22 protein-coding genes are annotated in these 24,853 nt (G+C 70.2%); 9 read left to right on the top strand and 13 right to left on the bottom strand.

The annotated features are described in order from the left end of the window. Positions 1 to 8: 8 nt before the first annotated feature. From ABD212_RS03395 to ABD212_RS03370, 6 genes are read right to left on the bottom strand one after another with little or no spacing between them, the layout of a single operon-like run. The gene (locus ABD212_RS03395; protein ID WP_344091192.1) at positions 9 to 2,462 is read right to left on the bottom strand and encodes a PEP/pyruvate-binding domain-containing protein; all 2,454 of its coding nucleotides are present in this window, start codon (positions 2,460 to 2,462) and stop codon (positions 9 to 11) included. 41 nt (positions 2,463 to 2,503) lie between these two features. Then, positions 2,504 to 3,463 (bottom strand): bifunctional riboflavin kinase/FAD synthetase, encoded by a 960-nt coding sequence (locus tag ABD212_RS03390; RefSeq protein ID WP_344091190.1) that lies wholly within the window; start codon positions 3,461 to 3,463, stop codon positions 2,504 to 2,506. Beyond that, complete coding sequence (locus ABD212_RS03385) at positions 3,460 to 3,912, bottom strand: hypothetical protein (RefSeq protein ID WP_344091188.1); 453 nt, start codon at positions 3,910 to 3,912, stop codon at positions 3,460 to 3,462. The genes ABD212_RS03390 and ABD212_RS03385 overlap by 4 nt, the downstream gene beginning before the upstream one ends. A gap of 52 nt (positions 3,913 to 3,964) precedes the next feature. Then, a complete protein-coding gene (locus ABD212_RS03380) occupies positions 3,965 to 4,333 on the bottom strand; it encodes a hypothetical protein (protein ID WP_344091185.1) in 369 nt (122 codons plus the stop codon). Next, a complete protein-coding gene (truB, locus tag ABD212_RS03375; protein ID WP_344091183.1) occupies positions 4,330 to 5,226 on the bottom strand; it encodes a tRNA pseudouridine(55) synthase TruB in 897 nt (298 codons plus the stop codon). Before truB ends, ABD212_RS03380 begins: the two co-directional genes overlap by 4 nt. Next, positions 5,226 to 5,912 carry a nucleoside/nucleotide kinase family protein gene (locus ABD212_RS03370; RefSeq protein WP_344091181.1) on the bottom strand — a complete coding sequence of 229 codons (687 nt, stop codon included), beginning with the start codon at positions 5,910 to 5,912 and terminating at the stop codon, positions 5,226 to 5,228. Before ABD212_RS03370 ends, truB begins: the two co-directional genes overlap by 1 nt. 224 nt (positions 5,913 to 6,136) lie before the next feature. Here ABD212_RS03370 and ABD212_RS03365 point away from each other — a divergent pair, with 224 nt between their 5' ends. Next, complete coding sequence (locus ABD212_RS03365; RefSeq protein ID WP_344091179.1) at positions 6,137 to 7,003, top strand: HhH-GPD family protein; 867 nt, start codon at positions 6,137 to 6,139, stop codon at positions 7,001 to 7,003. A gap of 3 nt (positions 7,004 to 7,006) precedes the next feature. On the opposite strand, the gene rbfA is transcribed toward ABD212_RS03365, so the two are convergent. Further along, a complete protein-coding gene (gene rbfA / locus ABD212_RS03360; protein WP_344091178.1) occupies positions 7,007 to 7,489 on the bottom strand; it encodes a 30S ribosome-binding factor RbfA in 483 nt (160 codons plus the stop codon). Positions 7,490 to 7,804: 315 nt separating this feature from the next. On the opposite strand from rbfA, the gene ABD212_RS03355 reads away from it, so the two are divergent. Next, entirely contained in the window at positions 7,805 to 7,951 is a 147-nt protein-coding gene (locus ABD212_RS03355) for a hypothetical protein (protein ID WP_344091176.1), read from the top strand. Positions 7,952 to 8,031: 80 nt separating this feature from the next. On the opposite strand, the gene infB is transcribed toward ABD212_RS03355, so the two are convergent. The 3 genes from infB to nusA form a co-directional block, all read right to left on the bottom strand. Beyond that, a complete protein-coding gene (gene infB, locus ABD212_RS03350; protein ID WP_344092405.1) occupies positions 8,032 to 10,878 on the bottom strand; it encodes a translation initiation factor IF-2 in 2,847 nt (948 codons plus the stop codon). 77 nt (positions 10,879 to 10,955) lie between these two features. Further along, positions 10,956 to 11,228 carry a YlxR family protein gene (locus ABD212_RS03345; protein WP_344091174.1) on the bottom strand — a complete coding sequence of 91 codons (273 nt, stop codon included), beginning with the start codon at positions 11,226 to 11,228 and terminating at the stop codon, positions 10,956 to 10,958. Positions 11,229 to 11,320: 92 nt separating this feature from the next. Continuing rightward, the gene (gene nusA, locus ABD212_RS03340) at positions 11,321 to 12,310 is read right to left on the bottom strand and encodes a transcription termination factor NusA (RefSeq protein ID WP_344091172.1); all 990 of its coding nucleotides are present in this window, start codon (positions 12,308 to 12,310) and stop codon (positions 11,321 to 11,323) included. Between the two features lie 161 nt (positions 12,311 to 12,471). Between nusA and ABD212_RS03335 the strand changes: the two genes are divergently transcribed. Continuing rightward, on the top strand, positions 12,472 to 13,275 hold the full coding sequence (locus ABD212_RS03335; RefSeq protein WP_344091169.1) for a DUF1206 domain-containing protein: 804 nt from the start codon (positions 12,472 to 12,474) through the stop codon (positions 13,273 to 13,275). 61 nt (positions 13,276 to 13,336) lie between these two features. Further along, positions 13,337 to 13,858: a pyridoxamine 5'-phosphate oxidase family protein gene (locus tag ABD212_RS03330; protein WP_344091167.1), complete on the top strand. Its 522-nt coding sequence runs from the start codon at positions 13,337 to 13,339 to the stop codon at positions 13,856 to 13,858. A gap of 6 nt (positions 13,859 to 13,864) precedes the next feature. Here ABD212_RS03330 and ABD212_RS03325 read toward each other — a convergent pair whose 3' ends face one another. Beyond that, positions 13,865 to 15,634, bottom strand: a complete 1,770-nt coding sequence (locus tag ABD212_RS03325) for a proline--tRNA ligase (RefSeq protein ID WP_344091165.1) — start codon at positions 15,632 to 15,634, stop codon at positions 13,865 to 13,867. A 107-nt stretch (positions 15,635 to 15,741) separates the two neighbouring features. Here ABD212_RS03325 and ABD212_RS03320 point away from each other — a divergent pair, with 107 nt between their 5' ends. Continuing rightward, positions 15,742 to 17,208, top strand: a complete 1,467-nt coding sequence (locus ABD212_RS03320; protein WP_344091163.1) for an RNB domain-containing ribonuclease — start codon at positions 15,742 to 15,744, stop codon at positions 17,206 to 17,208. A gap of 2 nt (positions 17,209 to 17,210) precedes the next feature. Here the strand turns inward: ABD212_RS03320 and ABD212_RS03315 are convergent, their stop codons facing one another. Beyond that, the gene (locus tag ABD212_RS03315) at positions 17,211 to 17,765 is read right to left on the bottom strand and encodes a pyridoxamine 5'-phosphate oxidase family protein (protein ID WP_344091162.1); all 555 of its coding nucleotides are present in this window, start codon (positions 17,763 to 17,765) and stop codon (positions 17,211 to 17,213) included. Between the two features lie 135 nt (positions 17,766 to 17,900). Between ABD212_RS03315 and ABD212_RS03310 the strand changes: the two genes are divergently transcribed. Then, positions 17,901 to 18,794, top strand: a complete 894-nt coding sequence (locus ABD212_RS03310; RefSeq protein WP_344091161.1) for a hypothetical protein — start codon at positions 17,901 to 17,903, stop codon at positions 18,792 to 18,794. 103 nt (positions 18,795 to 18,897) lie between these two features. Here the strand turns inward: ABD212_RS03310 and ispG are convergent, their stop codons facing one another. Beyond that, complete coding sequence (ispG, locus tag ABD212_RS03305) at positions 18,898 to 20,049, bottom strand: flavodoxin-dependent (E)-4-hydroxy-3-methylbut-2-enyl-diphosphate synthase (RefSeq protein WP_344091160.1); 1,152 nt, start codon at positions 20,047 to 20,049, stop codon at positions 18,898 to 18,900. 82 nt (positions 20,050 to 20,131) lie between these two features. Here ispG and ABD212_RS03300 point away from each other — a divergent pair, with 82 nt between their 5' ends. The 3 genes from ABD212_RS03300 to ABD212_RS03290 all read left to right on the top strand — a co-directional run bounded on the left by ABD212_RS03300 (position 20,132) and on the right by ABD212_RS03290 (position 24,849). After that, on the top strand, positions 20,132 to 21,364 hold the full coding sequence (locus tag ABD212_RS03300) for a low temperature requirement protein A (RefSeq protein WP_344091158.1): 1,233 nt from the start codon (positions 20,132 to 20,134) through the stop codon (positions 21,362 to 21,364). Between the two features lie 83 nt (positions 21,365 to 21,447). Further along, positions 21,448 to 22,680: a low temperature requirement protein A gene (locus ABD212_RS03295; protein WP_344091156.1), complete on the top strand. Its 1,233-nt coding sequence runs from the start codon at positions 21,448 to 21,450 to the stop codon at positions 22,678 to 22,680. 165 nt (positions 22,681 to 22,845) lie between these two features. Continuing rightward, positions 22,846 to 24,849: an anthranilate synthase family protein gene (locus tag ABD212_RS03290; RefSeq protein ID WP_344091154.1), complete on the top strand. Its 2,004-nt coding sequence runs from the start codon at positions 22,846 to 22,848 to the stop codon at positions 24,847 to 24,849. Positions 24,850 to 24,853: the final 4 nt, after the last annotated feature.

Genomic DNA, 24,853 nt, shown 5'->3' with positions numbered 1-24,853 from the left:
GGCGGGGTCTACGGCGACGGTCGGGCGCCGCCCGAGGCGCGCTTCACGTGGCCGCTGTCGCCGTCGACGATGACGACGTCGCCGTCGCGCAGCGTCTTCGTTCCGACACCGGTCCCCATGACGGCCGGGATGCCGTACTCCCGGGCGACGATCGCGGCGTGCGAGGCGAGTCCGCCGGTGTCGACGACGACGGCGGCCGCGCGCTCGAAGAGCGGCGTCCACGACGGATTCGTGTAGGGACAGACCAGCACCTCACCCGCGCGAAGGGACGCGAAGCCCTCGGGGCCGAGGATGACGCGGACGGGTCCGGTCGCGCGTCCGCCGCCGGCGGGTGTGCCGACAGCGAGAGCGTCCCCACCGCCGCGGCGGCGCGGGTAGAGCGTCGCCGGCGAGATGAGCGGTGCACCGGCCAGGCCCGAGCGCCGCGCGCTGCGTGCGCGCACCGTCTCGCGAAGCAGTTCGCCGGCATCCTCCGGGGTCGCGAGCGCGGTGAGCTCCGCGAGCCGCAGGTGCAGCACGTCCGCGGGCTCGCCGAGGACTCCGGCGGCGGCGAGGCGACGGCCGGCCTCGAGCATCGAGGCCCGCAGGATCGGCATCGCACGCATCGCGTGGAAGTGGGTGTCCTCGCGGAACGCGATGCCCGACCGTGCCGCATCGGCGGCCGCGAGGATGGCGGGTGCGGAACGCGTCAGACGCACCAGTCGCCGTGAGCTGACGCGGTCCGAGGCGGCGGCGGCGATGCGCGCGCCGGTGTCGGGGGCTTGGTCGGGGTGGTCCAGGAACGCATCGATCCCCGAGTAAAGCAGCGCCGGCACCTCGCCCCACGTGGGCTCGGACATCAGGAACGCGCTGCGCACCTCGCGGTGCCCGTATTCGGCGAGGTATGCCGAGATCGGCTCGCGCAGGTCGGCGAACCGCTCGTCCGTCGCGACGCCGTCGGTGAATCCGGCAGGTTCGCACTCCCTGAACCACCGCAGCCATTCGGGACGCGATGCGATCAGACGGGCCAGAGCGGCCAGCCCGGCGACGGCGTCCGCCGTGCGGGTGTGCGCTCCTCGCGAGAGGGGACCGGCCTGGCCGACAAGCCCGACGAGCGCGAGTCGCAGCCGGAGTCTCGCGAGACTGACCCCGGCGTGCGGGAGATAGTCGATCCGCAGCGTGATCAGGCCGTCGAGCGAGGCGAGGGCACGATCAGGGATGCCGACGAGGTCGGGCCACCGGAGCGAGCGCGGCTCGAGCGAGCGCAGTTCGGCGATCTCGCGCTCGAACTCGGCGAACCGCGGGTCACGCGTCCAGTCCCGCGTGTCGAACCGCCGTGCCTGGCGGATCACTCGCGCCGGCGCCGAGAACGTGCGCAGCGTCGGGCGTGGCTCAGGCGGCACGAGCTCGTCGACGACGCCGCCGGTCTCGGGAAGCATCCGGGGGAGATCGAGCCGCACCGCGGGGATCTCGGCGAGCATCCGGGTGAGGATGCGGCCGTGCCCGCGCAGGGTCCACGTCGACATGTCGAGCGGATAAGGCCGCACCGGCAGCAGCTCGGCGATGATCGAGCCCATCAGGCGGCGCACCGGGTTCACCCGCCGCGGGGCGGGCGGCAGGGCGGTCAGGGGCCGCGCCTGCAGAATCCAGAGCCGATCGCCTGCGAACGCCCACTCGATGTCCTGCGGCACGCCGAACAGCGCGGCGATCGCCCGCCCTGCCGCTACGAGCTCGCCGCGCTGCGCCGGCGTGGGCGCCGCCCCTGTCGTCGACGAGTGATCCGCAACCGTGCCGCCGCCGTCGGCCGGGCGGATCACGACCTCGGTGCGACCGGTGCGGTGCTCCACGACCCGATCCTGGGAGTCCAGCACGACATGGTCGGGCGTGACGAGCCCCGAGACGACGGCCTCGCCGAGGCCCGGGCTCGAGTCGATCACGATGCGGTCGCGCTCCCCCGTGACGGGATCGGCCGAGAACAGCACGCCCGCGATGTCGGCCGGGATGAGCACCTGGACGACCACCGCGATCCGGATGCCGGCATCCGGGATCGCGCGCTGCGCCCGGTACGCGATCGCCCGATCCGACCACAGCGACGCCCAGCAGCGCCGCACGGCGTCGAGCACGTCGCCGCCGCCTCGGACGTTGAGGAAGGTCTCCTGCTGCCCCGCGAAGGCGGCGCCGGGCAGATCCTCCGCCGTCGCGCTCGATCGCACCGCCACCGCGCCGCCGCCGAGACGTTCGTATGCGGCGAGGATGGCATCGCGCACGTCGTCGGGCAGGACGGCTCCGGACACCGCGTCACGGGAGCCCGCAGCATCCGCCGACGACGGCGGAGGAATCCGTGCGAGGGCACTCTCGTAGGCGGCCGTGGTGACGACGAAGCCGTCGGGCACGGCGAATCCGGCGCGCACGAGTTCGCCGAGGTTCGCGCCCTTGCCGCCCGCGACGGCGAGATCTGTGCGACCCACGTCGCGAAGCGGCATCACGTGCTCCATCGCACCTTCCAGACCGGACACGCCCCGGATCAGCTCAGCGTGGCACGCACTCGCTCGACATCGTCGGCGATCTGCGCTTTCAGCGGCTCGACGCCGTCGAACGCGACCATCCCGCGGATGCGCGCGGCGAACTGCACTTCGACGCTGTGGCCGTAGAGGTCGATGTCGGTCTCGTCGAGCACATACGCCTCGACCTGCCGCACCGGGACGTCGTCGAAGGTCGGGTTCGTGCCCACGCTGATCGCGGCCGGATACCGGATGCCGGAGCGCAGCCCGTCGGCAGAGCCCTCGTCGATGAGCCACCCGGCGTAGATGCCGTCGGCCGGCACGAATCCCTCGAGGTCGTGCGAGAGGTTCGCGGTGGGGAAGCCGAGCTCGCGGCCGCGCTTCGCCCCGTGGACCACCTCGCCCCATACCGAGGCCGGACGGCCGAGGAGCTTCCCCGCCGACGCGACGTCGCCCTGGCTGAGAAGCTCGCGGATCCAGGTCGACGACACCCGTCGGCCAGGCTCGATCGCCCGCACGTCATCGACGATGTCGACGTCGAAGCCGTACTCCGCGCCGAGCTCGCGCAGCAGATCGGGATCGCCTGCCCCGCCGCGGCCGAAGCGGAAGTCGCGCCCCACGAGCACGGTGCGGACCCCGAGAGCGTCGACGAGGACGTGTTCGACGAACTCCCGCGCCGACAGGTCGGCGAGCGCCCGGTCGAAGCGCAGCATCAGCGTGGCGTCGATTCCCGTCTCGCCGAGCAGCTGAAGCTTCTGGTGCACGCCGATCAGATTCTCGGGACAGATCTCGGGCCGCAGCAGGGCGAGCGGGTTGCGGTCGAACGTGACGGCGACCACACGCGCGCCGCCGGTGGCGGCATCCACGCGTGCGCGGTCGAGGACCGCGCGATGACCGGAGTGCACGCCGTCGAACTTGCCGATCGCGACGACCGACGGACCGAAGCCCTCGGGCACCTCGGCCGGATCGCGGAAGACGATCACGGCGCCACCGCGGCGGCCGCGGCATCCGTCGCCTCGGACGGTTCGACCGGGCGATGGGTGATCAGATACCACAGGCCGAAGAACGGCAGCACCAGTGGCACGAAGACATACCCCACTCCGTACCACGACCACACCGTCGGGTGCGCGAACAGCTCCCGCAGCACGAGGCTGAGGGTGCCGACGATGAGCACCCCGGCCAGCTCGAACAGGATCGTGATCCACGCGATGCGGTACCAGGTGCGCGAGCCCGAGAAGATCAGGGCGAGCGTGGCGAGGATGTACACCAGCGCGGAGATGGCCGACAGCGTGTAGGCGAGCGGGGCCTCGTCGAATCGCTCGACGATCTGGACGAACGACCGGCCGGTGGCGGCGAGTGCCATGATCGCGTAGACGATCACGAGCACGCGGCCGATGCCGGTCATACGGGGGCGGGCGGGCGACGACGACATGACTCGTCAATCTTAGGCCGCACGTCGGCGGCCCCGCGCCCGGGGCGGCAGCTCAGGCCAGCTGCACGGTCCAGATCACGTGCATGCGCCAGACCATCACGGCGACCGCGAGAGCCGCGATGCCCATGATGACGGTGCTCCACTGGCTGCGCTCGAGAAGAGCCCACCCGACGGCGAACACCGGCAGCAGCGCGGCCGAGACCAGGTACACCCAGAACTCCAGAAGGCTCCCGGTGGGCGGATTGCCGACGAACGGGGCGATGATCGCGATCACGATCTGCGCGAGCAGCAGGAGTTCGAGCAGCGCGAGCGAGCCCACGGTGAAGTCGCTCGGCCGACGTCCCGCGAGTCCCGCGATCGTGCAGAAGAGGCCCGCCGCGACGGCCACGGCGACCTCGACATACGTGAACCACAGGATCATCCGGGTGCCTCCTCGGGCATGTTCATCACGCTCTTGACGTCATCGCCGCGCCGCTCGACGACCCCGACGAGCGCGCCGTCCGGGTCGATGGCGGCGACCCGCTCGGCGACGAGGCGCGGGGCGGCGCCGGTGAGGCGCTTGCCGTGGCGCAGATCCCGCGCCTCGTCGCCCGACACGCCGAGGCGCCCGAGCACGGCGGCGGCGATCCCCGCGGGCGTCGCAAGCGAGGCCGTGGCGATGTCGTCGGCGGATGCCGCGTCCCCGACGTCGAACGGGCCGATGCGCGTCCGGCGCAGTGCTGTGAGATGGCCGCCGACGCCGAGGGCCGCTCCGAGATCGCGGGCGAGCGCGCGGATGTACGTGCCGCTCGAGCAGTCCACGACCACATCGAGGTCCACGGCGTCCGGTCCGGATCGCGCGGCGACGACCTCGAAGCGCGAGACGGTCACCTCCCGAGCCTTCAGCTCGACCTCGGCGCCCTCACGGGCCAGGTCGTATGCGCGGCGTCCCCCGACCTTGATGGCCGAGACCGTGCTCGGCACCTGTGAGATCCGTCCGGTCAGGGCCGCGACGCCGGCGGCGATGCGCTCGGACGTCATGGCAGCGAGGGCGCCGGCATCCGCTCTGCTCGTCTCGGTGCCCTCGGCGTCGTCGGTGTCGGTGGAGGCCCCGAGCCGGATCGTCGCCTCGTACCTCTTGTCGAGTCCGACGATGAACGTGAGCAGCCTGGTCGCGCCCTCGACGCCGAGGATCAGCAGGCCGGTGGCCATCGGGTCGAGCGTGCCGGCGTGACCGATCTTGCGCGTGCCGAGCGCGCGACGGGCGCGGGCGACCACATCGTGACTCGTCATCCCGCCCGGCTTGTCGACGAGGATCACGCCGGCGCGGACCATCAGCGGGGGCCCCGGGACACGCGGTGCGGGTGGGCGAGGTCGGAGTTGTCGATGATCACGGATGCCGCGGCCTGTGGATCCGCCTCGCGGAGGTAGAGCTCCTGCCCGCCGAGGTAGCGGGCGTTCCCGGACGCGTGCGGGTCGGGGTCGCAGCCGTCGCGCAGCGCCATCCGGGCGTAGCAGACCTCGAACGGCACCTCGAGCCACACCGACCAGTCCCACAGCTCGCGCAGCTCGGGACGATGCAGGAAGACCCCGTCGACGATGAGCACGGCGTCGCGCGGCGCCGCGACCCAGGCCGATTCCACCGGAGCGTCGCGGGCGAGGTCGAACGCCTCCAGCTGGAAGCCCGCCGTCCCGGCGGTCTGCCAGCCTTCGCGGAACGGGTCGATGAGGACGCGACGGAAGGTGGGGTAGTCGAACGAGTCGCGATAGAATCCCTCGGCGCTGCGCCGGCCCCGCGCGTACCTGTCGGATCGGGGACGGTGGAAGCCGTCGATCGACGAGCGGAACACCGTGGAGCCGCCCTCGGCGAACACCTCGGCGAGGCCGTCGGCGAACACCGTCTTGCCCGCGCCGTCGACGCCGTCGACGCCCACGAGGACGCGCCCGCCCCGGTACTGCCGCCGCACCTCGTCCCGGAGATCGCGCCACAGCGTGCTGACGGGGGTGACGGGCAGAGCCATGCATCCAGCCTACGGCGGTGCCACGGGCCCGCCGATCGGTGGGCGCATGCGGTCACGGGTACGAGCCGCTCGCCGAGGTTCGGCGATCGGCCCGGACGGGACGACCACCAGGGGAGTTTCCCCGAACGGCGGGATCGACCGGGCCTGGAGGCCTCCACTCGGGGCAACTGAACGACAAGGCACGGTGACACGCTGCCTCGCACCCTTCGCTTAGGCTGAGCCGCATGCCCGACCTCGCGACGCCGCTCATCGCCTGGTATCGGGTCAATGCGCGCGATCTGCCGTGGCGGCGACCGGGTTTCGGGGCGTGGGGCGTCCTGGTCAGCGAGTTCATGCTGCAGCAGACGCCGGTAGGTCGCGTCATCCCCCATCTCGAGGCGTGGCTGACGCGATGGCCGACACCGTCCGCTCTCGCCGCGGACGCTCCGGCTGAGGCCGTGCACCAGTGGGCGAACCTCGGGTACCCGCGCCGGGCGCTGTGGCTGCATCGCGCAGCGGTGGAGATCCGCGACCGGCACGGCGGAATCGTCCCGCAGGACGTCGACGCCCTCCTCGCTCTCAGCGGGATCGGCGATTACACCGCGCGGGCGGTGGCGGTCTTCGCGTATGGCGACCGGCATCCGGTCGTCGACACGAACACGCGGCGCGTCCTGGCACGCGCGATCGAGGGCCGCTCTCAGCCAGGGCCGCCGTCCCGACGCGACCTCGATGCGATGGCGGCCATCCTGCCGGCGCGCTCCGATGACGCGGCGATCGTCGACGCCGCCGCGATGGAACTGGGCGCCACCGTCTGCACCGCCCGGTCGCCGCGGTGCGGGGCCTGCCCGATCGCCGATCGCTGCGCGTGGCGCGCGGCGGGCTACCCCGACACCGGCGAGGAGCGCCGCCGGCAGGCGCGCTACGAGGGCAGCGACCGGCAGGCACGCGGGGCGGTGCTGAGGGTGCTGCGGGATGCCGCTCCCCTGCCGGTGCGGCTCGAAGACCTCGTCTCCGACTGGCCCGACCGGCTGCAGCGGGACCGGGCGATCGACTCGCTCATCGTGGATGGGCTGGCGGAGGCATCCGACGGCGCCCTCCGCCTGCCGCGCTGAGGATCAGGCCTGGACCGAGTCCTCGTCTTCGGTGACCGCGTCTTCGGCGCTGTCCACATCCTCGAACTCGCGGGGCTTGACGTACGGGTCGGCATCGCCGGCGTAGGTCGCCGAGGATGCGAGTCCGGCGACGGCCTCGTCCCGCTCGCGGGCCTCACGCAGCAGCGCCGCGATGTGGTCGGCGTTCTCAGGGATCGCGTCGGGGATGAATTCGAGGGACGGTGTGAGCCGCACGGCGAGCTGGCGTCCGACCTCGGCCCGCAGCATCCCGGTCGCGGCCTTCAGCGCCTCTGCCGACGATGCCCGCTCCTCCGCGGAGCCGAGGACCGTGAAGAACACGGAGGCGTGCTGCAGGTCGCCCGTCACGCGGACGTCGGTGATCGTCACGAAGCCGAGTCGGGGGTCGCGGAGGCCCTTCTCGAGCCTCTCCGCGATGAGAACTTTGATCCTGTCGGCGAGTTTCGCCACTCGCGCGTTGTCGGCCATGATGCTCCCATCTGCGATTGTGCGGGCCGATCATCGGGGAGGTGTTCGGGCCCGGATCCAGGATAGTCGGCCCCGGTGCGCCCGGCCGCACCCGGCCTTCCGGTTACGACATGATTTCGCCGAGGCATCGTGGATGCGGCTCGCGGCGCTCCGATTCGGGCGGATGTCGCGCTTCGCGATCATCGGCGGAGTCGGCGCGATCGTCAACGCGGCATCATGGCGGCCTCCAGGAGCTGTTCGTCTTCCGCGACCTGCGCCATGAAGGCAGAGGCTTCTGGACGAGATTCGGGACGTCGGCGGGGTTCATCTCGGTGGGTGTTGCACGCACGGGTCGTCTACCGTCCTCGGCGCACGACGGAAGTCAGCCCGCTCATCGCGAAGGGTGCACCCGCCGACGCCGTCGCGCCGGCCCCCGAGCCGGCGCCCGAAGCGGACGTCGGCCCGGACGCGCCGGTGCGTTGATCACTGCACCGGCAGCACCGAAACGGATCGCCCCCACCGAGCAATCGGCGGGGGCGATCCGTGTGAGGGACGCAGACGGGTCAGCCGCGCGGCTTCTCCACCATCTCGATGGTCTCGATCTCGTCGCCGATCTGGATGTCGTTGTACTTGCCGAGGCCGATGCCGGCCTCGAAGTCCGTACGCACCTCCGTGACGTCGTCCTTGAAACGACGCAGCGACTCGATGGCGAGGCCATCCGCGATGACGACACCGTCGCGGATGACGCGAGCCTTCGCGTTGCGCGTGATGGTGCCGCTGCGGACGATGACACCCGCGATGTTGCCGAACTTCGAGGAGCGGAACACCTCGCGGATCTCGGCGACACCGGACTGCTTCTCTTCGAACTCCGGCTTGAGAAGTCCCTTGAGGGACTGCTCGACGTCGTCGATCGCGTTGTAGATGACCGAGTAGAAGCGCGTGTCCACACCCTCGCGAGAGGCGCGCTCGCGCGCCTTCGTGTCGGGACGGACGTTGAACCCGATGATGATCGCGTTGTCGATCGTGGCCAGGTTGACATCCGACTCGGTGATCGCGCCGACGCCGCGGTGGATGATCCGCAGCTGCACGGAGTCGTCGACCTCGATCTTGAGGAGCGACTCCTCCAGTGCCTCGACGGCACCCGACACGTCGCCCTTGATGATGAGGTTGAGCGACTCGACCTTGCCCTCTTCGAGAGCGCGGGTGAAGTCCTCGAGCGAGATGCGCTTGCGGGCCTTGGCCAGCTGGGCGTTGCGCTCGGCCGCTTCACGCTTCTCGGCGATCTGGCGGGCCGTGCGGTCCTCTTCGGTCACGATGAACGTGTCGCCTGCGCGGGGCACGGAGTTCAGGCCCTGCACCTGCACCGGGCGAGACGGGTACGCCTCGGCGACCGGATCGCCGTTCTCGTCGACCATCGCGCGGACGCGGCCGTACGCCGTTCCCGCCACGATCGCGTCGCCGACGCGGAGCGTTCCGGATTGGATGAGGACGGTGGCGACCGAACCGCGGCCCTTGTCGAGCTTCGCTTCGATGGCCACACCGCGCGCGTCCTTGTTCGGGTTCGCGGTCAGGTCGAGACCGGCATCCGCCGTCAGCAGCACCGCGTCCAGGAGGTCCTGGATGCCGATGTTGTTGCGCGCCGAGACGTCGATGAACATGACGTCGCCGCCGTACTCCTCTGCGACCAGCCCGTACTCGGTGAGCTGCTGGCGCACCTTGCCGGGGTTGGCGTCGGGCTTGTCGATCTTGTTCACCGCGACCACGATCGGCACATTTGCCGCCTGGGCGTGGTTGAGCGCCTCCACCGTCTGCGGCATGATGCCGTCGTCGGCGGCGACCACGAGGATGGCGAGGTCGGTGACCTGCGCACCACGGGCGCGCATGGCGGTGAACGCCTCGTGACCCGGGGTGTCGATGAAGGTGATCGCACGATCGTGCCCGTCGTGCTCGGTCCAGACCTGGTACGCACCGATGTGCTGCGTGATGCCGCCGGCCTCGCCCGCGACCACGTTGGTCTGACGGATGGCGTCGAGCAGTCGCGTCTTGCCGTGGTCGACGTGACCCATCACGGTCACGACCGGCGGACGGATCTCGAGGTCTTCCTCGTTCTCGTTCTCCAGCTCCGCGTCGAGATCGAGACCGAAGCCCTCGAGGAGCTCCTTGTCCTCGTCCTCGGGCGAGACCATCTGGATCTTGTAGCCGAGCTCGACGCCGAGCACCTCGAACGTCGCCTCGTCCAGGGACTCGGTGGCCGTGGCCATCTCTCCCAGGTTGAACAGGATCGTCACGAGCGTGCCGGGCTGCACGGTGTAGCCGGTGATCGTCTCGATCTTGTCGGCGAAGTCCGAGATCGACGCGCCACGGCGCATGCGGATGATCTCGCCGTTGCCGCGCGAGACGTTGACGCCGCCGACGACGGGCGCATCCCGCATCTCGAACTCTTGGCGCTTCGCCCGACGCGACTTGCGCTGCTTGGACTTGCCGCCGCCCTTGCCGAAGGCACCCGCGGTGCCACCGCCGGGACCGCGGCCACGGCCGCCGCCGCCACCGGGACGACCGGCGAAGCCGCCGGCGGGCGCGGCGCCAGGGGCGCCACCCGGACGCTGGAAGCCGCCGCCCGCACCGCCGGGACGACCGGGGCCGCCCGGACGCTGCTGGAACGGCGCGCCACCGGGACGACCGGCACCACCGGGACGACCGGGGCCGCCGGGACGGGCGCCGGGAGCACCCGGACGCGGCGCGCCGGGGCGCGGCGCCTGCGGGCGCGGGATGTTGCCGGGAGTCGGGCTCGGACGCTGGCCCATGCCCTGCGCCGACGCGAACGGGTTGTTGCCCGGACGCGGTCCGGCGGGACGCTGGCCCATGCCCTGCGCCGACGCGAAGGGGTTGTTGCCGGGGCGGGGCGATCCGCCCGGACGCGGGGGCTGGGGAGTGCTGCCAGGGGTCGCCGGAGCCGCGGTCTCGGCCGCGGCGGGAGCGGAGACCTCCGCTGCGACAGAGGCCGCCGGCGCGGGAGCCGGAGCCGATGCAGCCGCGGGAACCGGGGCAGGAGCCGCAACGGCCGCGTCCGCAGCGGTCGCAGCGGCGGGCGCCGGAGCCGGGGCCGCAGCAGCGGCGGGAGCCGGTGCGGCGGGCTTGGTCTCGGCGATCGCCTCGGCGACGGGCGCGGGGGGCGCTGCCGGGGCGGCAGGGCGCACGGGACCAGGACGGCCTGCCGGGCGCGCCGGAGCGGCGGGCTTGGTGTCAGCGACGGGGTGCGCTGCACCGTCTGCCTCGAGGGCAGCACGAAGTTTGCGAGCCACCGGGGGCTCGATGGTGGACGAGGGGCTCTTGACGAATTCGCCGAGCTCCTTCAGCTTGGCGAGAGCCACCTTGCTGTCGACTCCGAGTTCGGAGGCGATCTCGTGCACGCGGGGTTTGGCGTTTGCCACAATTCTCCTGTCTGGGGTCCACCCAGGCAGGGCAGACCGTTAGTTGCGGACGGGACTCATTTCGAGCCGTTCACTTTGTTTCCATAGCCATTCAGCCTGTTCTCTAACGTCTGCGAATCGAGAGGACCCGACACGCGCAAAGCACGTACGAAGGCACGGCGCCGGATGGCGGCATCCATGCACTCCTGCGTCTCGTGAACCCACGCGCCTCGTCCCGGCATCGACGCGCGCTCGTCGGGGACGAGAGCGGAATCGATGGAGACCACCCTGAGAAGGGAGGATCGGGGAGCACGCGTGCGGCAACCGACGCACGTTCGTACAGGTTCCATCTTACACCCCGGCGCTTTCGCCCCGGTCCCCTCTCCGCTGCACCCCGGCGCCGGGAGCCCTCCGCGCGTCCGGGCGGGGAGCCCTCCGCCCGTCAGGCCTCTTCCAAGATGCTGTCCGGCTGGATGTCGATCTTGGCGCCGGTGAGCTTGGCCGCGAGCCTCGCATTCTGGCCCTCCTTGCCGATGGCGAGCGAGAGCTGGTAGTCCGGCACGAGTGCGCGGACGGCCTTGCTCGAGGCATCCAGGATGAAGCTCGACGTGACCTTCGCCGGCGACAGCGCGTTCGCGACGAATCGCGCGAGCTCGGGGTCGTAGTCGACGATGTCGATCTTCTCGCCGCCCAGCTCCTCGGTCACGGCGCGCACCCGGCGGCCGAGCTCGCCGATGCAGGCGCCCTTGGCGTTGATGGACGGGTCGTTGGCCCTCACGGCGATCTTGGTGCGGTGACCCGCCTCACGCGCGAGCGACACGATCTCGACGAGGCCGGCGTGGATCTCGGGCACCTCGAGCGCGAAGAGCTTGCGGACCAGGCCGGGGTGCGTGCGCGACACGGTGATCTGCGGCCCCTTGTTGCCCTTCGCGACAGAGGTGACGTACACGCGCAGCCGGGAGCCGTGCGTGTACTCCTCGCCTGCGACCTGCTCCTCGGGAGGCAGGATCGCCTCGACGGAGCCCAGGTCGACGTGCACCATCCGCGGGTTGGGCCCCTGCTGCACGACGCCGGCGACGATGTCGCCCTCCTTGCCGCGGAACTCGCCGAGCACGGCGTCATCCGCGATGTCACGAAGCCGCTGGCTGATGACCTGCTTGGCGGCGAACGCGGCGATGCGGCCGAAGTCGTCGGGGGTGGACTCCTCTTCGCCGATGACGGCGCCCTCGTCGTCGACGAGCGGGACGAAGACGGCGACGTGCCCGGTCTTCCGGTCGAGCTCGGCGCGCGCGCCTTCGGGCAGTTCACCGGTGGCTGAGCTGTGCTTCGCGTATGCGGTCAGAATCGCCTGCTCGATGATCCGGACGAGTTCTTCGAAGGGGATCTCCTTCTCGCGCTCGATCGTCCGCAGCAGTCCCAGATCGATGTCCATCGTGACCTCCATATTCAGCTCTCACCGGCGCGTCCAGCCGCCGGAACCCTACAACGTTACCCGATGCCAGGCTGTGGGGCGCCCGCGAGGCCCCGGCGTCGGACGGGTGCTCGTCGAGTCAACCCCGGTGCCCTGACGGCGCCGCCCCGTAGGCTCGCCGGGTGACCGCCGAGGTGAAGCACGCAGCGCGCAAGGCCGAGTCCAGTCGCGCCTTCCGGGTCGTCGCGCGGGCGGGCTACGCCGCGAACGGGCTGGTGCACGTGCTGATCGGCGTGATCGTCCTCGTGGTCGCGTTCGGCGGCAAGGGCGAGACCGACCAGATCGGGGCGTTCAAGGCGGTGGCGAGTGCGCCCGCCGGGTTCGTCGCGCTGTGGATCCTCGCGATCGCCCTCCTCGCGCTCGGGATCTACCACGCGCTCGAGGGCATCCTCGCGCGGGGCGGGGATGCCGCGAAGAAATGGGGCCGCCGGGTGGCGGAGTTCGGTCAGGCGATCGTGTTCGCAGCGCTCGGCGTGATCTCGGCATCCGTGGCGCTCGGCGCGAAGCCCAACGCGGACCGTTCCGCCGAGGACGCCAGCCGGGGGGTTCTCGCGATTCCGGGCGGCGCGCTCGTTCTGGGGCTCGTCGGCATCGGCATCGGCATCGGCGGCGTCGCCTTCGTGGTGATGGGGGTGCGGCGCAGCTTCGAGAACAGGATGACCCAGCCGCCGGGACCCCTCGGCGCCGCCGTGAAGGGGCTCGGCATCGTCGGGTTCATCGCCAAGGGCGTCGCGCTCGTCATCATCGGCATCCTGCTTCTCGTCGCCGCGGTAAAGGTCGAGCCCACCGCCGCGGGCGGACTGGATGCCGCGATCGACGCCCTCCTCGCCCAGGCCCTCGGCCCAGTGCTCGTCGGCGGCGTGGGCGGAGGCCTCATCGCCTACGGGGTGTTCTGCTTCTTCCGGGCCCCGTATGCGGACCTCTGAAGACCCCCGCGAGGCTGTCAAGCCCCTATGGCAGCCACCGGGTCGGTGTGAGCGTGGAGTCATGACAGACGACACGATGACCCGCAGCGAGGCGCAGCAGCGACTCAAGGAACTGGTCGAGGACATCGACTTCACGATGCTGACGACTCAGGATGCGGACGGCAGGCTCGTCAGCCGACCGATGAGCACCCGCGAGATGGACGAGAACGGCGACATCTGGTTCTTCCTCGCCGACGACTCCAAGAAGGCGGAGGAGGCGCAGGCCGAGAGGGACGTGGGGCTCTCCTACGTCGACAAGAAGGGGATGCGCTTCGTGTCGGTGGCAGGAAGGGCGAGCGTCGTGCACGATCGCGCGAAGATGGCCGAGCTGTACACGTCATCGCTGGACATCTGGTTCGAGCAGGGGCTCGACACGCCCGGCATCGCCCTGCTGCGTGTGACGCCGGTGGCGTGCGAGTTCTGGGAACCCAAGCACGGCAAGCTCGTGATGGCGGCGGCCATGCTCAAGGCACTCGTGACGAAGGACACACCCGACGACGCGATGCGCGACGAGAAGATCGTCGGCTCGAGGACCGCCCTGTAGGCGCGCTCAGCCGCGGGTGAGCGCCGCCACCGCCTCGGCGACGGGAACGACCTCGCGGGTTCCGCTGCGCCGGTCCCATAGTTCGACCTGACCGTCGGCCGCTCCGCGGCCCACGATGACGATCCGCGGCACCCCGACGAGCTCGGCATCGCCGAACTTCACGCCGGGCGAGACCTTGGGCCGGTCGTCGTAGAGCACGTCGAGCCCTGCGGCCTCGAGTTCGGCGCTCAGCGATTCCGCGACGTCGAAGATCGCGGCATCCCGGCCCGCGGCCACCACGTGCACGTCGAACGGAGCGACCGACGCGGGCCAGATGAGGCCCCTCTCGTCGTTGTTGAGCTCGGCGATGATCGCGATGATGCGTGTGACCCCGATGCCGTACGAGCCCATCGTGACCGTGACGAGCTTGCCCTTCTCGTCGAGCACCCTGAGCCCCAGGGCGTCCGCGTACTTGCGACCCAGCTGGAAGACGTGGCCGATCTCCATGCCGCGGGCGAGCGTGACCGGGCCCGAGCCGTCGGGTGCGTCATCGCCCTCGCGGACGTTCGCGACCTCGACGTAGCCGTCCACCGCGAAGTCGCGCCCCGCCACGAGCGAGTGCACGTGCTTCTGGTCGATGTTCGCACCCGTGATCCAGCTCGATCCGTCCGCGATGCGTGGGTCGACGAGGTACCGGATGCCGGTCGCCGACTCCTCGCCGAGCACCTGGCCGGTCTCCGACCAGGGGCCGATGTACCCCTTCACGAGCAGCGGGTGATTCTCGAAGTCCTGCTCGTGGGCCGCCTCGACGGTCGCGGGTGCGAAGGCGACCTCGACGCGCTTGTCATCGACGTCGCGGTCGCCCGGGATGCCGACGATCACGAGTTCGCGCGTCCCGTCGAGGTGCGTGAGGGCGAGTACGACGTTCTTGAGGGTGTGCGCCGCTGTCCACGCGCCCTCGGCGGGGCTGTCCAGGTGCGCGTTCGCGTGCTCGACGAGTGTCGCGATCGTGGGGGTGTTCGGCGAGTCGAAGATCACGGGCTGGGGCCGGCTGTCGAACGCGATCGGGTCGGGAGCAGTCGTCGTGTATGCCTCGACGTTCGCCGCATACCCGCCTGCGGAACGGACGAACGTGTCCTCGCCGATCGGCGTCGGATGCAGGAACTCCTCTGACTTCGAGCCGCCCATGGCACCGGCATCCGCCTCGACGATCACGTATTCGAGGCCGAGTCGATCGAAGATGCGCTCGTACGCGTCGCGCTGCGCCTGGTAGGAGGCATCCAGCCCCTCGTCGGTGTAGTCGAACGAGTACGCGTCCTTCATGGTGAACTCGCGGCCGCGCAGCAGGCCCGCCCGAGGCCGCGCCTCGTCGCGGTACTTGTCCTGGATCTGGTAGATCGACAGGGGCAGGTCCTTGTACGAGGAGTACAGGTCCTTCACCAGCAGGGTGAAGACCTCTTCGTGCGTCGGGGCGAGCAGATAGTCGGCGCCCTTGCGGTCCTGCAGGCGGAACATGCCGTCGCCATACTCCTCCCACCGACCGGTCAGCTCGTACGGCTCGCGCGGCAGCAGCGCCGGGAAGTGGACCTCGTACGCCCCCGCGTTCGCCATCTCCTCGCGGATGATGGCCTCGATCTTCGCCTTCACGCGCAGCCCGAGCGGCAGCCATGCGAACACCCCCGGCGCCTGCCGGCGGATGTAGCCGGCGCGCACGAGCAGGCGGTGGCTCGCGACCTCGGCGTCTGCCGGGTCTTCGCGGAGCGTGCGGAGGAAGAAATGCGAGAGACGGGTGACCACGAGGGTCAAGTCTAGAGTCGGGCCGGGTCGATGCCGTGAAGCCGCATTGCCGCGGGCTGCGACTGCTGAAGGTCTCCATCCCTGTGAGGCACGCTTACACTGGCCTCGTGCCCGCCCGTCGCTCCCGTCTGGTCCCGGCCACCGCGACAGGAGCGCTCGTCGAGTCCCTTGCCTCGCTGAGGCAGTCGCTCGACCTTCCCAGCGGCTTCCCTCGCGCCGTGCTCGCCGAGGCGCGGGATGCCGCGCGCTCCGTGCCGACCGACCCCGCAGTGGCGAACCTCGCCGACCTCCGCGACCTCGAGTTCCTCACGATCGACCCGCCGGGCTCACCTGATCTGGACCAGGCGATGCATTTCCAGCAGACGTCCGAAGGCGCGGTCCTTCACTATGCGATCGCCGATGTTCCGGCGTTCGTGACGCCGGGCGGAGAACTGGATGCAGAGGTGCGCCTGCGCGGTCAGACGCTCTACGCCGCAGACGGGCGCATTCCGCTTCATCCGCCGGTCCTGAGCGAGGATGCCGCGTCTCTCGTGGACAACGCCGACCGTCGCGCCTACGTCTGGCGATTCACTCTCGACAGCGGTGCGCGTCCACTGCAGACGACGCTCACCCGCGCCATCGTCCGATCCCGCCACAGGTGGAGCTACCCCGACGCGCAGGCGGCGCTCCAACACGGATCCGCGCCCGAAACCCTGCGGACGCTCGCCTGGTTCGGACCGCTGCGAGCACAGCGCGAAAGCGAGCGGGGAGGCGCGAGCCTCAACGTTCCCGAGACGACGATCGAGGTCGATCACGGCACGTACCGGTTGCAGCGCAATCCGCCGTTGCCGCTCGAGGACTGGAACGCCCAGGTCTCGCTGCTGACGGGGATGGCCGCCGCCGAGATCATGCTCGCCGGGGGCATCGGCGTCCTCCGCACGATGCCTGCCGCGGGCGTCGCCGATGTCGCCGCATTCCGCGCGCAGACCGTCGCGCTCGGCATCCCGTGGCGCGACGGCATCCAGTACGGCGACTATCTGCGCACTCTCGACCGAGACGACCCCGCGGCACTCGCGGTGCGAAGCGCTGCGGCATCGCTGTTCCGGGGGGCCGGCTATGTCGCGTTCGACGGCCGACCTCCGACGCAGACGCTGCAGGCGGCGATCGGCGCGCCGTACGCTCATACCACCGCGCCGTTGCGCCGGCTCGTCGACCGATGGTCGCTCGTCGTCTGCGAAGCGCTCGCGAACGGGCGGCCTGTGCCCGAGTGGGCGAGGCAGAGCCTCCCCGAGATCCCGAAGCTGATGGGCCGAAGCGATCAGCGCGCCGATCAGTTCGACGCGGCATCGATCCATCGCGTCGAAGCGGCCCTTCTGCACGGGCAGGAGAGCGCGGTGTTCCCGGCGGTGGTGCTGGCCGAGCAAGGTGGTGGCTCGCGTGTTCAACTGGCGAATTCGCCGGTTACGGCCCGGGTCGCCGGGATGCGCGCGCCCGCGGGCTCGAGGGTCGAGGTGCGGCTCGAACGGGCCGACATCGCGACGGGCGAGATCGAGTTCGCAGCTGTGGGCGCCTCAGCGGGCACGACCGATCGCTGAGGTCAGGACTCGGTGTTCACGAGAGCGGGCAGTCCGTCGAGCGACCTGGCGTTCTTCTCGGCGCGATAGGCGTCGAGGCCTTCGGGCCCCTTCTTCACGGCCCACGGACGCATGATTTCGCGGTCCGTGACGAACTCCATGACAGGGACACCCCAGCCGCATGAGTCCGACACGCGTGCGACGTCGACGACGATCACCGCGCGAGCGCCGACATGACCAGGATGCTCGCGCGCGACCTGCTCGAATACGTCCTCGCCGGGCAGCGCCACACGTCCCCGCCCGTGCAGCCGTACGATCCGCGGGCGATCGCTGAACGCGCAGAACATCAGGCAGATCCGGCCGTTCTCATTGAGGTGCGCGATCGTCTCGGCACCGCTTCCGGTCAGGTCGAGCCAGGCGACGGTGTGCGCGTCGAGGATGCTCAGCGAGTCGAGCCCACGCGGCGAGACATTGACATGCCCATCGGCGGACAGTGGCGCGGTCGCCACGAAGAAGAGGTGCTGAGCGCTGATCCAGGCCGCGAGGCTGTCATCGATTTCGTCGAAGACCTTTCCCATAGCGGAAGTCTAGCGAGGGCCTCTCCCCTGCTCCGCTGAGTCACGGGACGGGACGGATGCCGATCCCCACGGTCTTGTCAGCCGGATCCGCAGGGATGGCTTACCACCCCGCACGCCGCCTGGAAGGATGACGGGATGAGCGAGCGGTCGATCCACGGACGCGGCTCGCCGAGCGATCGGCGCGGCGAACTCCTCGCGATCGCGCGGTCCGAGGCCCGCTCGCACCGGCCCGTCGATGTGCTGGCACAGTGGTCCGACGACGCCACCGTCCGCCCGTCACAGGTGGATCAGCGGACATCCACGGCCTACGACGCGCTGGCGCTCGAGGCCGCGGCGGGCTATGAGGCGCTCCTGCTCTCCCCGGTCGCCCCGATCGGAACGAACTCGTCGGTGGCCCCGACCTCGCAGGATCGCACGCTCTCGACGATCCGCGGGAGCGAGGTCGTCTCGGATCCCACGAATGTGCTGGCGCTCGAGTGCGCCCGCAGGCTTCGCGCGTCGCCGGGCGATCACGTCCGGCTCTGCACGGCGCACCAGGTGGTGCGGAGGCAGCCGGTGCCGAGCGGTCCTGGATTCACGCAGCACTTCCGCCTCTTCTCACTCGCGGACGCCGGACGAGGTCTCGCCGACGACGGCTTCGAGGTGGCGGCCGTCACCGAGCAGCTCGGAGTGCACCGCCGGATTCTCGACACCGCGGCACGGGTGCACGGGCTCGTATGGGAGCGCCCGGTCGCGATCGTGCGCACCGACGACCGCCTTCCCGCCATCGCCGACCGTGTGGCGGCGGCCCTGCATCTGGCGCAACCGGACGTCGAGGTGCGATCGGAGCCGCTGCACTCGGCGTACTACGGCGGGTTGCGCATCCTGTTCGGGGTGCACAGCCACGACGGAACGCTGCGGGAGTGGATCGACCTCGGCGCGTTCGACTGGGTGGGGCAGCTTACCGGCAACCGCCGGCAGCGGTTCGTCGCGAGTGCGATCGGGCTGCAGCTGCTGCCGCTGCTGCGTCCTGGCGCGATGAGTCCGTAGCAGCCGGCGCTCGGGTCGCAGATGGTCGCCGTGGCCTGAGCGCTTGACAACCGTGCTGCTGACCGGCTTTGAGCCCTTGCGGGAGACCTCGTCAACCCATCGCTCAGGCCGTCACGACCTGCGCCGTGCCGACCGGAGCGGCAGGACCCATCTCGGCGGCGAGCCGGTTCGCCTCCTCGATCAGCGTCGCGACGATGTCGGCCTCGGGCACGGTCTTGATGACCTGGCCCTTGACGAAGATCTGGCCCTTGCCGTTGCCCGAGGCGACCCCGAGGTCCGCTTCGCGCGCCTCTCCCGGTCCGTTCACGACGCATCCCATGACGGCGACGCGCAGCGGCACGGTCATGTCCTTGAGGCCCTCCGTGACGTCGTCCGCGAGGGTGTAGACGTCGACCTGGGCGCGACCGCACGACGGGCACGAGACGATCTCGAGCTTGCGCTCGCGCAGGTTCAGCGACTGGAGGATCTGGTGGCCGACCTTGACCTCTTCGGCGGGGGGCGCCGAGAGGGAGACGCGGATCGTGTCGCCGATGCCTTCGCCGAGCAGGATGCCGAATGCCGTCGCGCTCTTGATGGTGCCCTGGAAGGCCGGCCCGGCCTCGGTCACTCCCAGGTGCAGCGGCCAGTCGCCCATCTCGGCGAGCAGGCGGTACGCCTGCACCATGATCACGGGATCGTTGTGCTTGACCGAGATCTTGAAGTCGTGGAAGTCGTGCTCCTCGAACAGGCTCGCCTCCCACCTGGCGCTCTCGGCCAGGGCTTCGGGGGTGGCCTTGCCGTACTTCTGCAGGAGGCGCGGATCGAGCGAGCCGGCATTGACCCCGATGCGCAGCGACACACCGGCATCCGACGCCGCCTTCGCGATCGCCCCCACCTGGTCGTCGAACTTGCGGATGTTGCCGGGGTTCACGCGCACCGCGGCACAGCCGGCGTCGATCGCCTGGAAGACGTACTTGGGCTGGAAGTGGATGTCGGCGATCACCGGGATCTGGCTCTTCTTGGCGATGATGTGCAGCACGTCGGCGTCGTCCTGGGACGGCACCGCGACGCGCACGATCTCGCACCCGGATGCCGTCAGCTCGGCGATCTGCTGAAGAGTGGCGTTGATGTTGGTGGTGGGCGTCGTGCACATCGACTGGACGCTGATGGGTGCGCCACCGCCGACGAGCACCTTGCCGACCCGGATCTGGCGGCTCTTGCGGCGGGGGGCGAGCGTTTCAGGGACTTTGGGCATCCCGAGATTGACTGCTGGCACGGCATCCACCCTACGCCGCGACGCATGTGCGAAGTCTGCGCAGGCACGCAGCGTGCGCCGCGCCGCGGTGTAGTTTTCCGGCATGAGCCTCAGCCACCGTCTCACCCGGATGACGGGCCGCGACCCGGAGGAGAGCCATCGCGGGGCCACTCCCCTGGAGCTGCTGTTCGACCTGACGTTCGTCGTCGCGTTCAGTCAGATCTCGTCTCAGACGGCCCACGCGCTGGAGCTCGGGCACCTGTCGACGGCGTTCGCCGGATTCGGGTTCGCGACCTTCGCCGTGAGCTGGGCGTGGATCAACTACTCCTGGCTCGCCAGCGCCTACGACAACGAAGACATCTTCTTCCGCATCGCAACACTCATCGTGATGGTGGGCGTGCTGGTCGTGGCTCTGGGCGTGCCCGATGTCTTCCGCTCGCTGGAGGAGGGCGACCATCTCGACAACACCGTGATGGTGGCCGGCTACGTCATCATGCGCGTGGCCACGGTCGCGCTCTGGCTGCGCGCGGCCACGCACGACCCGCAGCGGCGACAGACCTGCCTCGCCTACGCGACCGACATCTCGATCGCCCAGATCGGGTGGGTCGCGCTCATCTTCCTCAACCTCCCGATCGGCGCGACGTTCGCCATCGCCGGATTCCTCGTCGTCTTCGAGCTCGCCGGTCCCCCGTTCGCCGAGCTGAAGTATGGCCGGACGCCGTGGCATCCGCATCACATCGCGGAGCGCTACGGGCTCCTCGTCATCATCACGCTCGGCGAGATCGTGCTCGGCACGATCCTCGCCATCTCGGCCGTCGTCGAGGACGTCGGGTGGACCGTCGAGGCCGCATTGATCGCGTTCGGCGGAACCGCACTCGCCTTCGCGATGTGGTGGGTCTACTTCGTCGTCCCGGTGGGACCGGTGCTCGCGCGGCATCCCTTGCGCGCCTTTCCGTGGGGATACGGACACGTCCTGCTGTTCGGATCGGTGGTCGGAGTCGGCGCCGGACTGCACGTCGCGGCCCGGGTCATCGCGGGCGACGCCCACGTCGACACGGTCTTCGCGGTGCTCACCGTCGCGATTCCGGTCCTCGCGTTCGAGGTCATGGTCTTCGCCCTCTATGCGCTGCTGGTCCTGCAGTTCGATCCGCTGCACCTGTGGCTGCTCCTCGGCGCCGTCGCGATCCTCGCGGTCGCGGTGCTGACTGTCACGCTCGGCGCCTCGGTGGGAGTGGCGCTCATCGTCATAGCCTGCTCACCGACCGTGATCATCGTCGGCTACGAGACGATCGGATACCGGCACCAAGCAGAGGCGCTTGCGCACGTGACCCGCTGACCCGTTCCCCCGCGGATGCCGGAACTGCCTGCGGTGCGTGCAGAGGCGGGAGCGGACGACGTGCGCCGGTGTAGTTTTCCGGCATGAGCCTGAGTCATCGAGACACCCGGATGATCAGCCGCGACCCGCTGGAGTCGCATCGGACCTCGACACCACTGGAACTGCTCTTCGACCTCACGTTCGTCGTCGCGTTCAGCCAGGCCGCCGACCAGACCGCGCATCTGCTCGAACTCGGACACATCGGGCCGGCGCTGATGGGGTTCGCATTCGCGACCTTCGCGGTGTCGTGGGCGTGGATCAACTACTCGTGGCTCGCCTCGGCGTACGACACCCAGGACATCTTCTTCCGCATCGCGACGCTCGTCGCGATGGTCGGTGTGCTGCTGATCGCGCTCGGCCTCACTCCGGCGTTCCGCTCGATTGACGAGGGTCGTCATCTCGACAACATCGTGATGGTCGCCGGGTACGTCATCATCCGCATCGCGACGGTCGCCGTCTGGCTGCGGGCCGCAGCACACGACCCCGCCCATCGCCGCACCTGCCTCGCGTATGCCATCTGGGTCTCGGCAGCGCAGGTGGGCTGGGTGGTGCTCGTCGTGGTCGACCCTCCCCTCTTCGCGACCTTCAGCATCGCCGCACTCCTCGTCGCGGTCGAGCTGATCGGTCCCCTCTACGCGGAGACGAAGTACGGACGCACACCGTGGCACGCCCACCACATCGCGGAGCGCTACGGTCTGCTGGTCATCATCAGTCTCGGCGAGGTGGTGCTGGGGACGATCCTGACGATCTCGGCGGTCGTCGACGAGGACGGTTGGAGCATCGAAGCCGGTGTGCTCGCAGTGTCGGGAACGATTCTCGCGTTCGGGATGTGGTGGGCGTACTTCACATTGCCGTCCGGTGTCATGCTCGCGCGGCATCGGGAGCGGTCCTGGGCATGGGGCTACCTGCACATCATCCTGTTCGGCTCCATCATCGGAGTCGGTGCGGGACTCCACGTCGCCGCGCAGGTCATCTCGGGCGTCGCGGACGTAGACGCGGCGTTCGCTCTCACCTGCGTCACAGTGCCGGTGCTGGCGTTCGAGATCATGATCCTCGTCCTCTACACCCTGCTCGTGGGCAGGTTCGACCCGCTCCATATCTGGCTGTTCATCGGCGGCGTCGCCCTTCTCGGGCTGAGTGTCGTCGCCGGTTCCGCCGGCCTGTCCATCGGCGGTTCGCTCCTGATCGTGGCCGCATCCCCGCTCGTGCTGGTGGTCGGCTACGAGACAGTCGGCTACCGACACTTCGCCGCAGTCCAGGAACGCGAGGACGCGTAGCGCGGCGGCATCCGCTCGTCTGATATCGTGACCGCATGTCCGCGAACCTCACCGCCTGGTGGCCCGCCCGCTGACGGCGGTGTGTTCGCGTTCGCAGGACCACAGACCGCCCGAGGGCGGTCTTTCTCGTTTTGAGCGACCGCCCGACCCGATGAAAGGCCGGCGATGACACCGAGCCCCTCCCCCTTGACCGCGGTGCTCGCGGCCGGGGACTCCTTCGCCCTCATCGCGCGCGACGCGGCGACCGTCGAGCTGCTCACCGGCGAGGTGGTCGACGTCGACCTTCTGTCCGACATCCCGCTGACGGATGCCGAGGGCCGGCCGCGTGAGGTGCTCGCTCTGGTGCCCTTCCGTCAGGTGCGCGAACGCGGATTCGAATGCCACGACGACGGTGCGCCGCTGAGGTGTCTGATCGTCTCGGCACGAACCCGGATTCCACGGGAGGATCTGCTCGAGCAGCTGCCGACGACGCCGATCCCTCTGGCCGATCCGCACTTCGACATCGCCGACCCCGAGTACGCCGAGATCGTGACGCGTGTGATCGCGGATGAGATCGGCCGCGGCGAGGGTGCGAACTTCGTCATCCGCCGCGATTTCATCGCCGGCGTCGAGGCCGATCCGGTCACGGCGGCGCTCACCTGGTTCCGCGCGCTGCTCGAGTACGAGCGCGGTGCGTACTGGACCTTCGCGATCGTGACCCCGGGACATGTCGCTGTCGGAGCGAGCCCCGAGGCGCACGTCAGCGCCCAGGACGGCCTCGTCACCATGAACCCGATCTCGGGGACGTTCCGCCATCCCGCCGGCGGGGCGACCGCCGAGACCCTCACCGAGTTCCTGCGGTCCACGAAAGAGACCGAAGAGCTGTTCATGGTCGTCGACGAGGAGCTCAAGATGATGAGCGCCGTCTGCTCGGACGGCGGGCGCATCACCGGTCCGCATCTCAAGGAGATGTCGCGGCTCACCCACACCGAATACGTGCTGCGTGGACGAAGCCGGCTCGACCCGCGCGACATCCTGCGCGAGACGATGTTCGCGCCCACGGTGACCGGATCCCCCATGCAGAACGCCTGCACGGTCATCACGCGGCACGAACGCACGCCACGCGGCTACTACTCCGGCGTCGCAGCCCTGTTCACGCCGCGGCCTGCGACGGCGGTGTCCGTGGACGAGCCGACGCACGACCTCGACGCGCCGATCCTCATCCGCACCGCCTACCTCGTGGACGGCCGCCTGCGCGTCCCCGTCGGCGCGACGCTCGTGCGCCACTCCGACCCGTACGGCGAAGTCAGCGAGACGCATGGCAAGGCGGCCGGGGTGCTCGGCGCGATCGGCGCGGTCCCGCGCGACCCCTCGTCGGGGCTCACCGCGGGCACTCCGGTAGCGGCGGCTCTTGCGGCCGTGCCGGGCGCGGCCGTCACGGTCGCGGGGATCCCGGCGTCGGTCGCGCTCGACGAGGACGCGCCGGCGGTCCGGCCGCGGCTGCTGGCCGACGATCCGGCGATCGCCGCACTGCTGGCCTCTCGCAACGCCCGGCTCGCCGCCTTCTGGCTCAATCCGCAGGATGCCGCAGGCACCGGGCCGCTCGCGGGCAGGACCGCCCTCGTGGTCGATGCCGAGGACCGGTTCACGACCATGCTCGCCCACCAGCTGCGGCACCTCGGCCTGGAGGTCGAGATCGCACCGTGGAACCACGTCACCGACGAACAGCTCGACGACGCCGACCTCGTGGTGTCCGGACCCGGCCCGGGCGACCCGCGTGACCCGTCCAGTCCTCGGATGCGGCGCATGCGCGACGTCGTGGCGCATCGCCGTGCCTCGGGTAGGCCGCTGCTCGCGGTGTGCCTCAGCCACCAGATCCTGGCCGACTCGCTCGGCATCGAACTCGCACCGCTCTCGGCGCCGCATCAGGGTCTGCAGCACACGGTCGACCTGTTCGGGATGCCGGCATCCATCGGGTTCTACAACACCTTCACCGCGCGAGTCGCACCCGGAATGGAGTGGATCGGCGAGGCCGAGGTCGCGTCCGATCCCGTGTCGGGGGATGTGTATGCGCTGCGCGGCCCCGGCTACGCCTCGGTGCAGGGCCACCTCGAGTCGATCCTCTCGCGCGACGGCATGACGACACTCGAGCGGCTGGTCTCCCATGCCCTCATGCCCGTGGGCGCCTGACCCT

Source organism: Microbacterium deminutum (assembly GCF_039530205.1).
In the GTDB taxonomy this organism is placed as follows: Bacteria; Actinomycetota; Actinomycetes; order Actinomycetales; family Microbacteriaceae; genus Microbacterium; species Microbacterium deminutum.
This window is presented reverse-complemented; position numbering and strand designations above follow the sequence as displayed.

Coding starts and splice junctions, on each gene's coding strand:
- ABD212_RS03290 (WP_344091154.1), top strand. CDS start 22,846: ATGACACCGAGCCCCTCCCCCTTGACCGCGGTGCTCGCGGCCGGGGAC.
- ABD212_RS03365 (WP_344091179.1), top strand. CDS start 6,137: ATGCCCGACCTCGCGACGCCGCTCATCGCCTGGTATCGGGTCAATGCG.
- ABD212_RS03370 (WP_344091181.1), bottom strand. CDS start 5,912: ATGGCTCTGCCCGTCACCCCCGTCAGCACGCTGTGGCGCGATCTCCGG.
- ABD212_RS03315 (WP_344091162.1), bottom strand. CDS start 17,765: ATGGGAAAGGTCTTCGACGAAATCGATGACAGCCTCGCGGCCTGGATC.
- ABD212_RS03395 (WP_344091192.1), bottom strand. CDS start 2,462: ATGCCGCTTCGCGACGTGGGTCGCACAGATCTCGCCGTCGCGGGCGGC.
- ABD212_RS03345 (WP_344091174.1), bottom strand. CDS start 11,228: ATGGAACCTGTACGAACGTGCGTCGGTTGCCGCACGCGTGCTCCCCGA.
- rbfA (WP_344091178.1), bottom strand. CDS start 7,489: ATGGCCGACAACGCGCGAGTGGCGAAACTCGCCGACAGGATCAAAGTT.
- ABD212_RS03330 (WP_344091167.1), top strand. CDS start 13,337: ATGACAGACGACACGATGACCCGCAGCGAGGCGCAGCAGCGACTCAAG.
- ABD212_RS03310 (WP_344091161.1), top strand. CDS start 17,901: ATGAGCGAGCGGTCGATCCACGGACGCGGCTCGCCGAGCGATCGGCGC.
- ABD212_RS03300 (WP_344091158.1), top strand. CDS start 20,132: ATGAGCCTCAGCCACCGTCTCACCCGGATGACGGGCCGCGACCCGGAG.
- truB (WP_344091183.1), bottom strand. CDS start 5,226: ATGGTCCGCGCCGGCGTGATCCTCGTCGACAAGCCGGGCGGGATGACG.
- ABD212_RS03295 (WP_344091156.1), top strand. CDS start 21,448: ATGAGCCTGAGTCATCGAGACACCCGGATGATCAGCCGCGACCCGCTG.
- nusA (WP_344091172.1), bottom strand. CDS start 12,310: ATGGACATCGATCTGGGACTGCTGCGGACGATCGAGCGCGAGAAGGAG.
- ABD212_RS03385 (WP_344091188.1), bottom strand. CDS start 3,912: ATGTCGTCGTCGCCCGCCCGCCCCCGTATGACCGGCATCGGCCGCGTG.
- ABD212_RS03380 (WP_344091185.1), bottom strand. CDS start 4,333: ATGATCCTGTGGTTCACGTATGTCGAGGTCGCCGTGGCCGTCGCGGCG.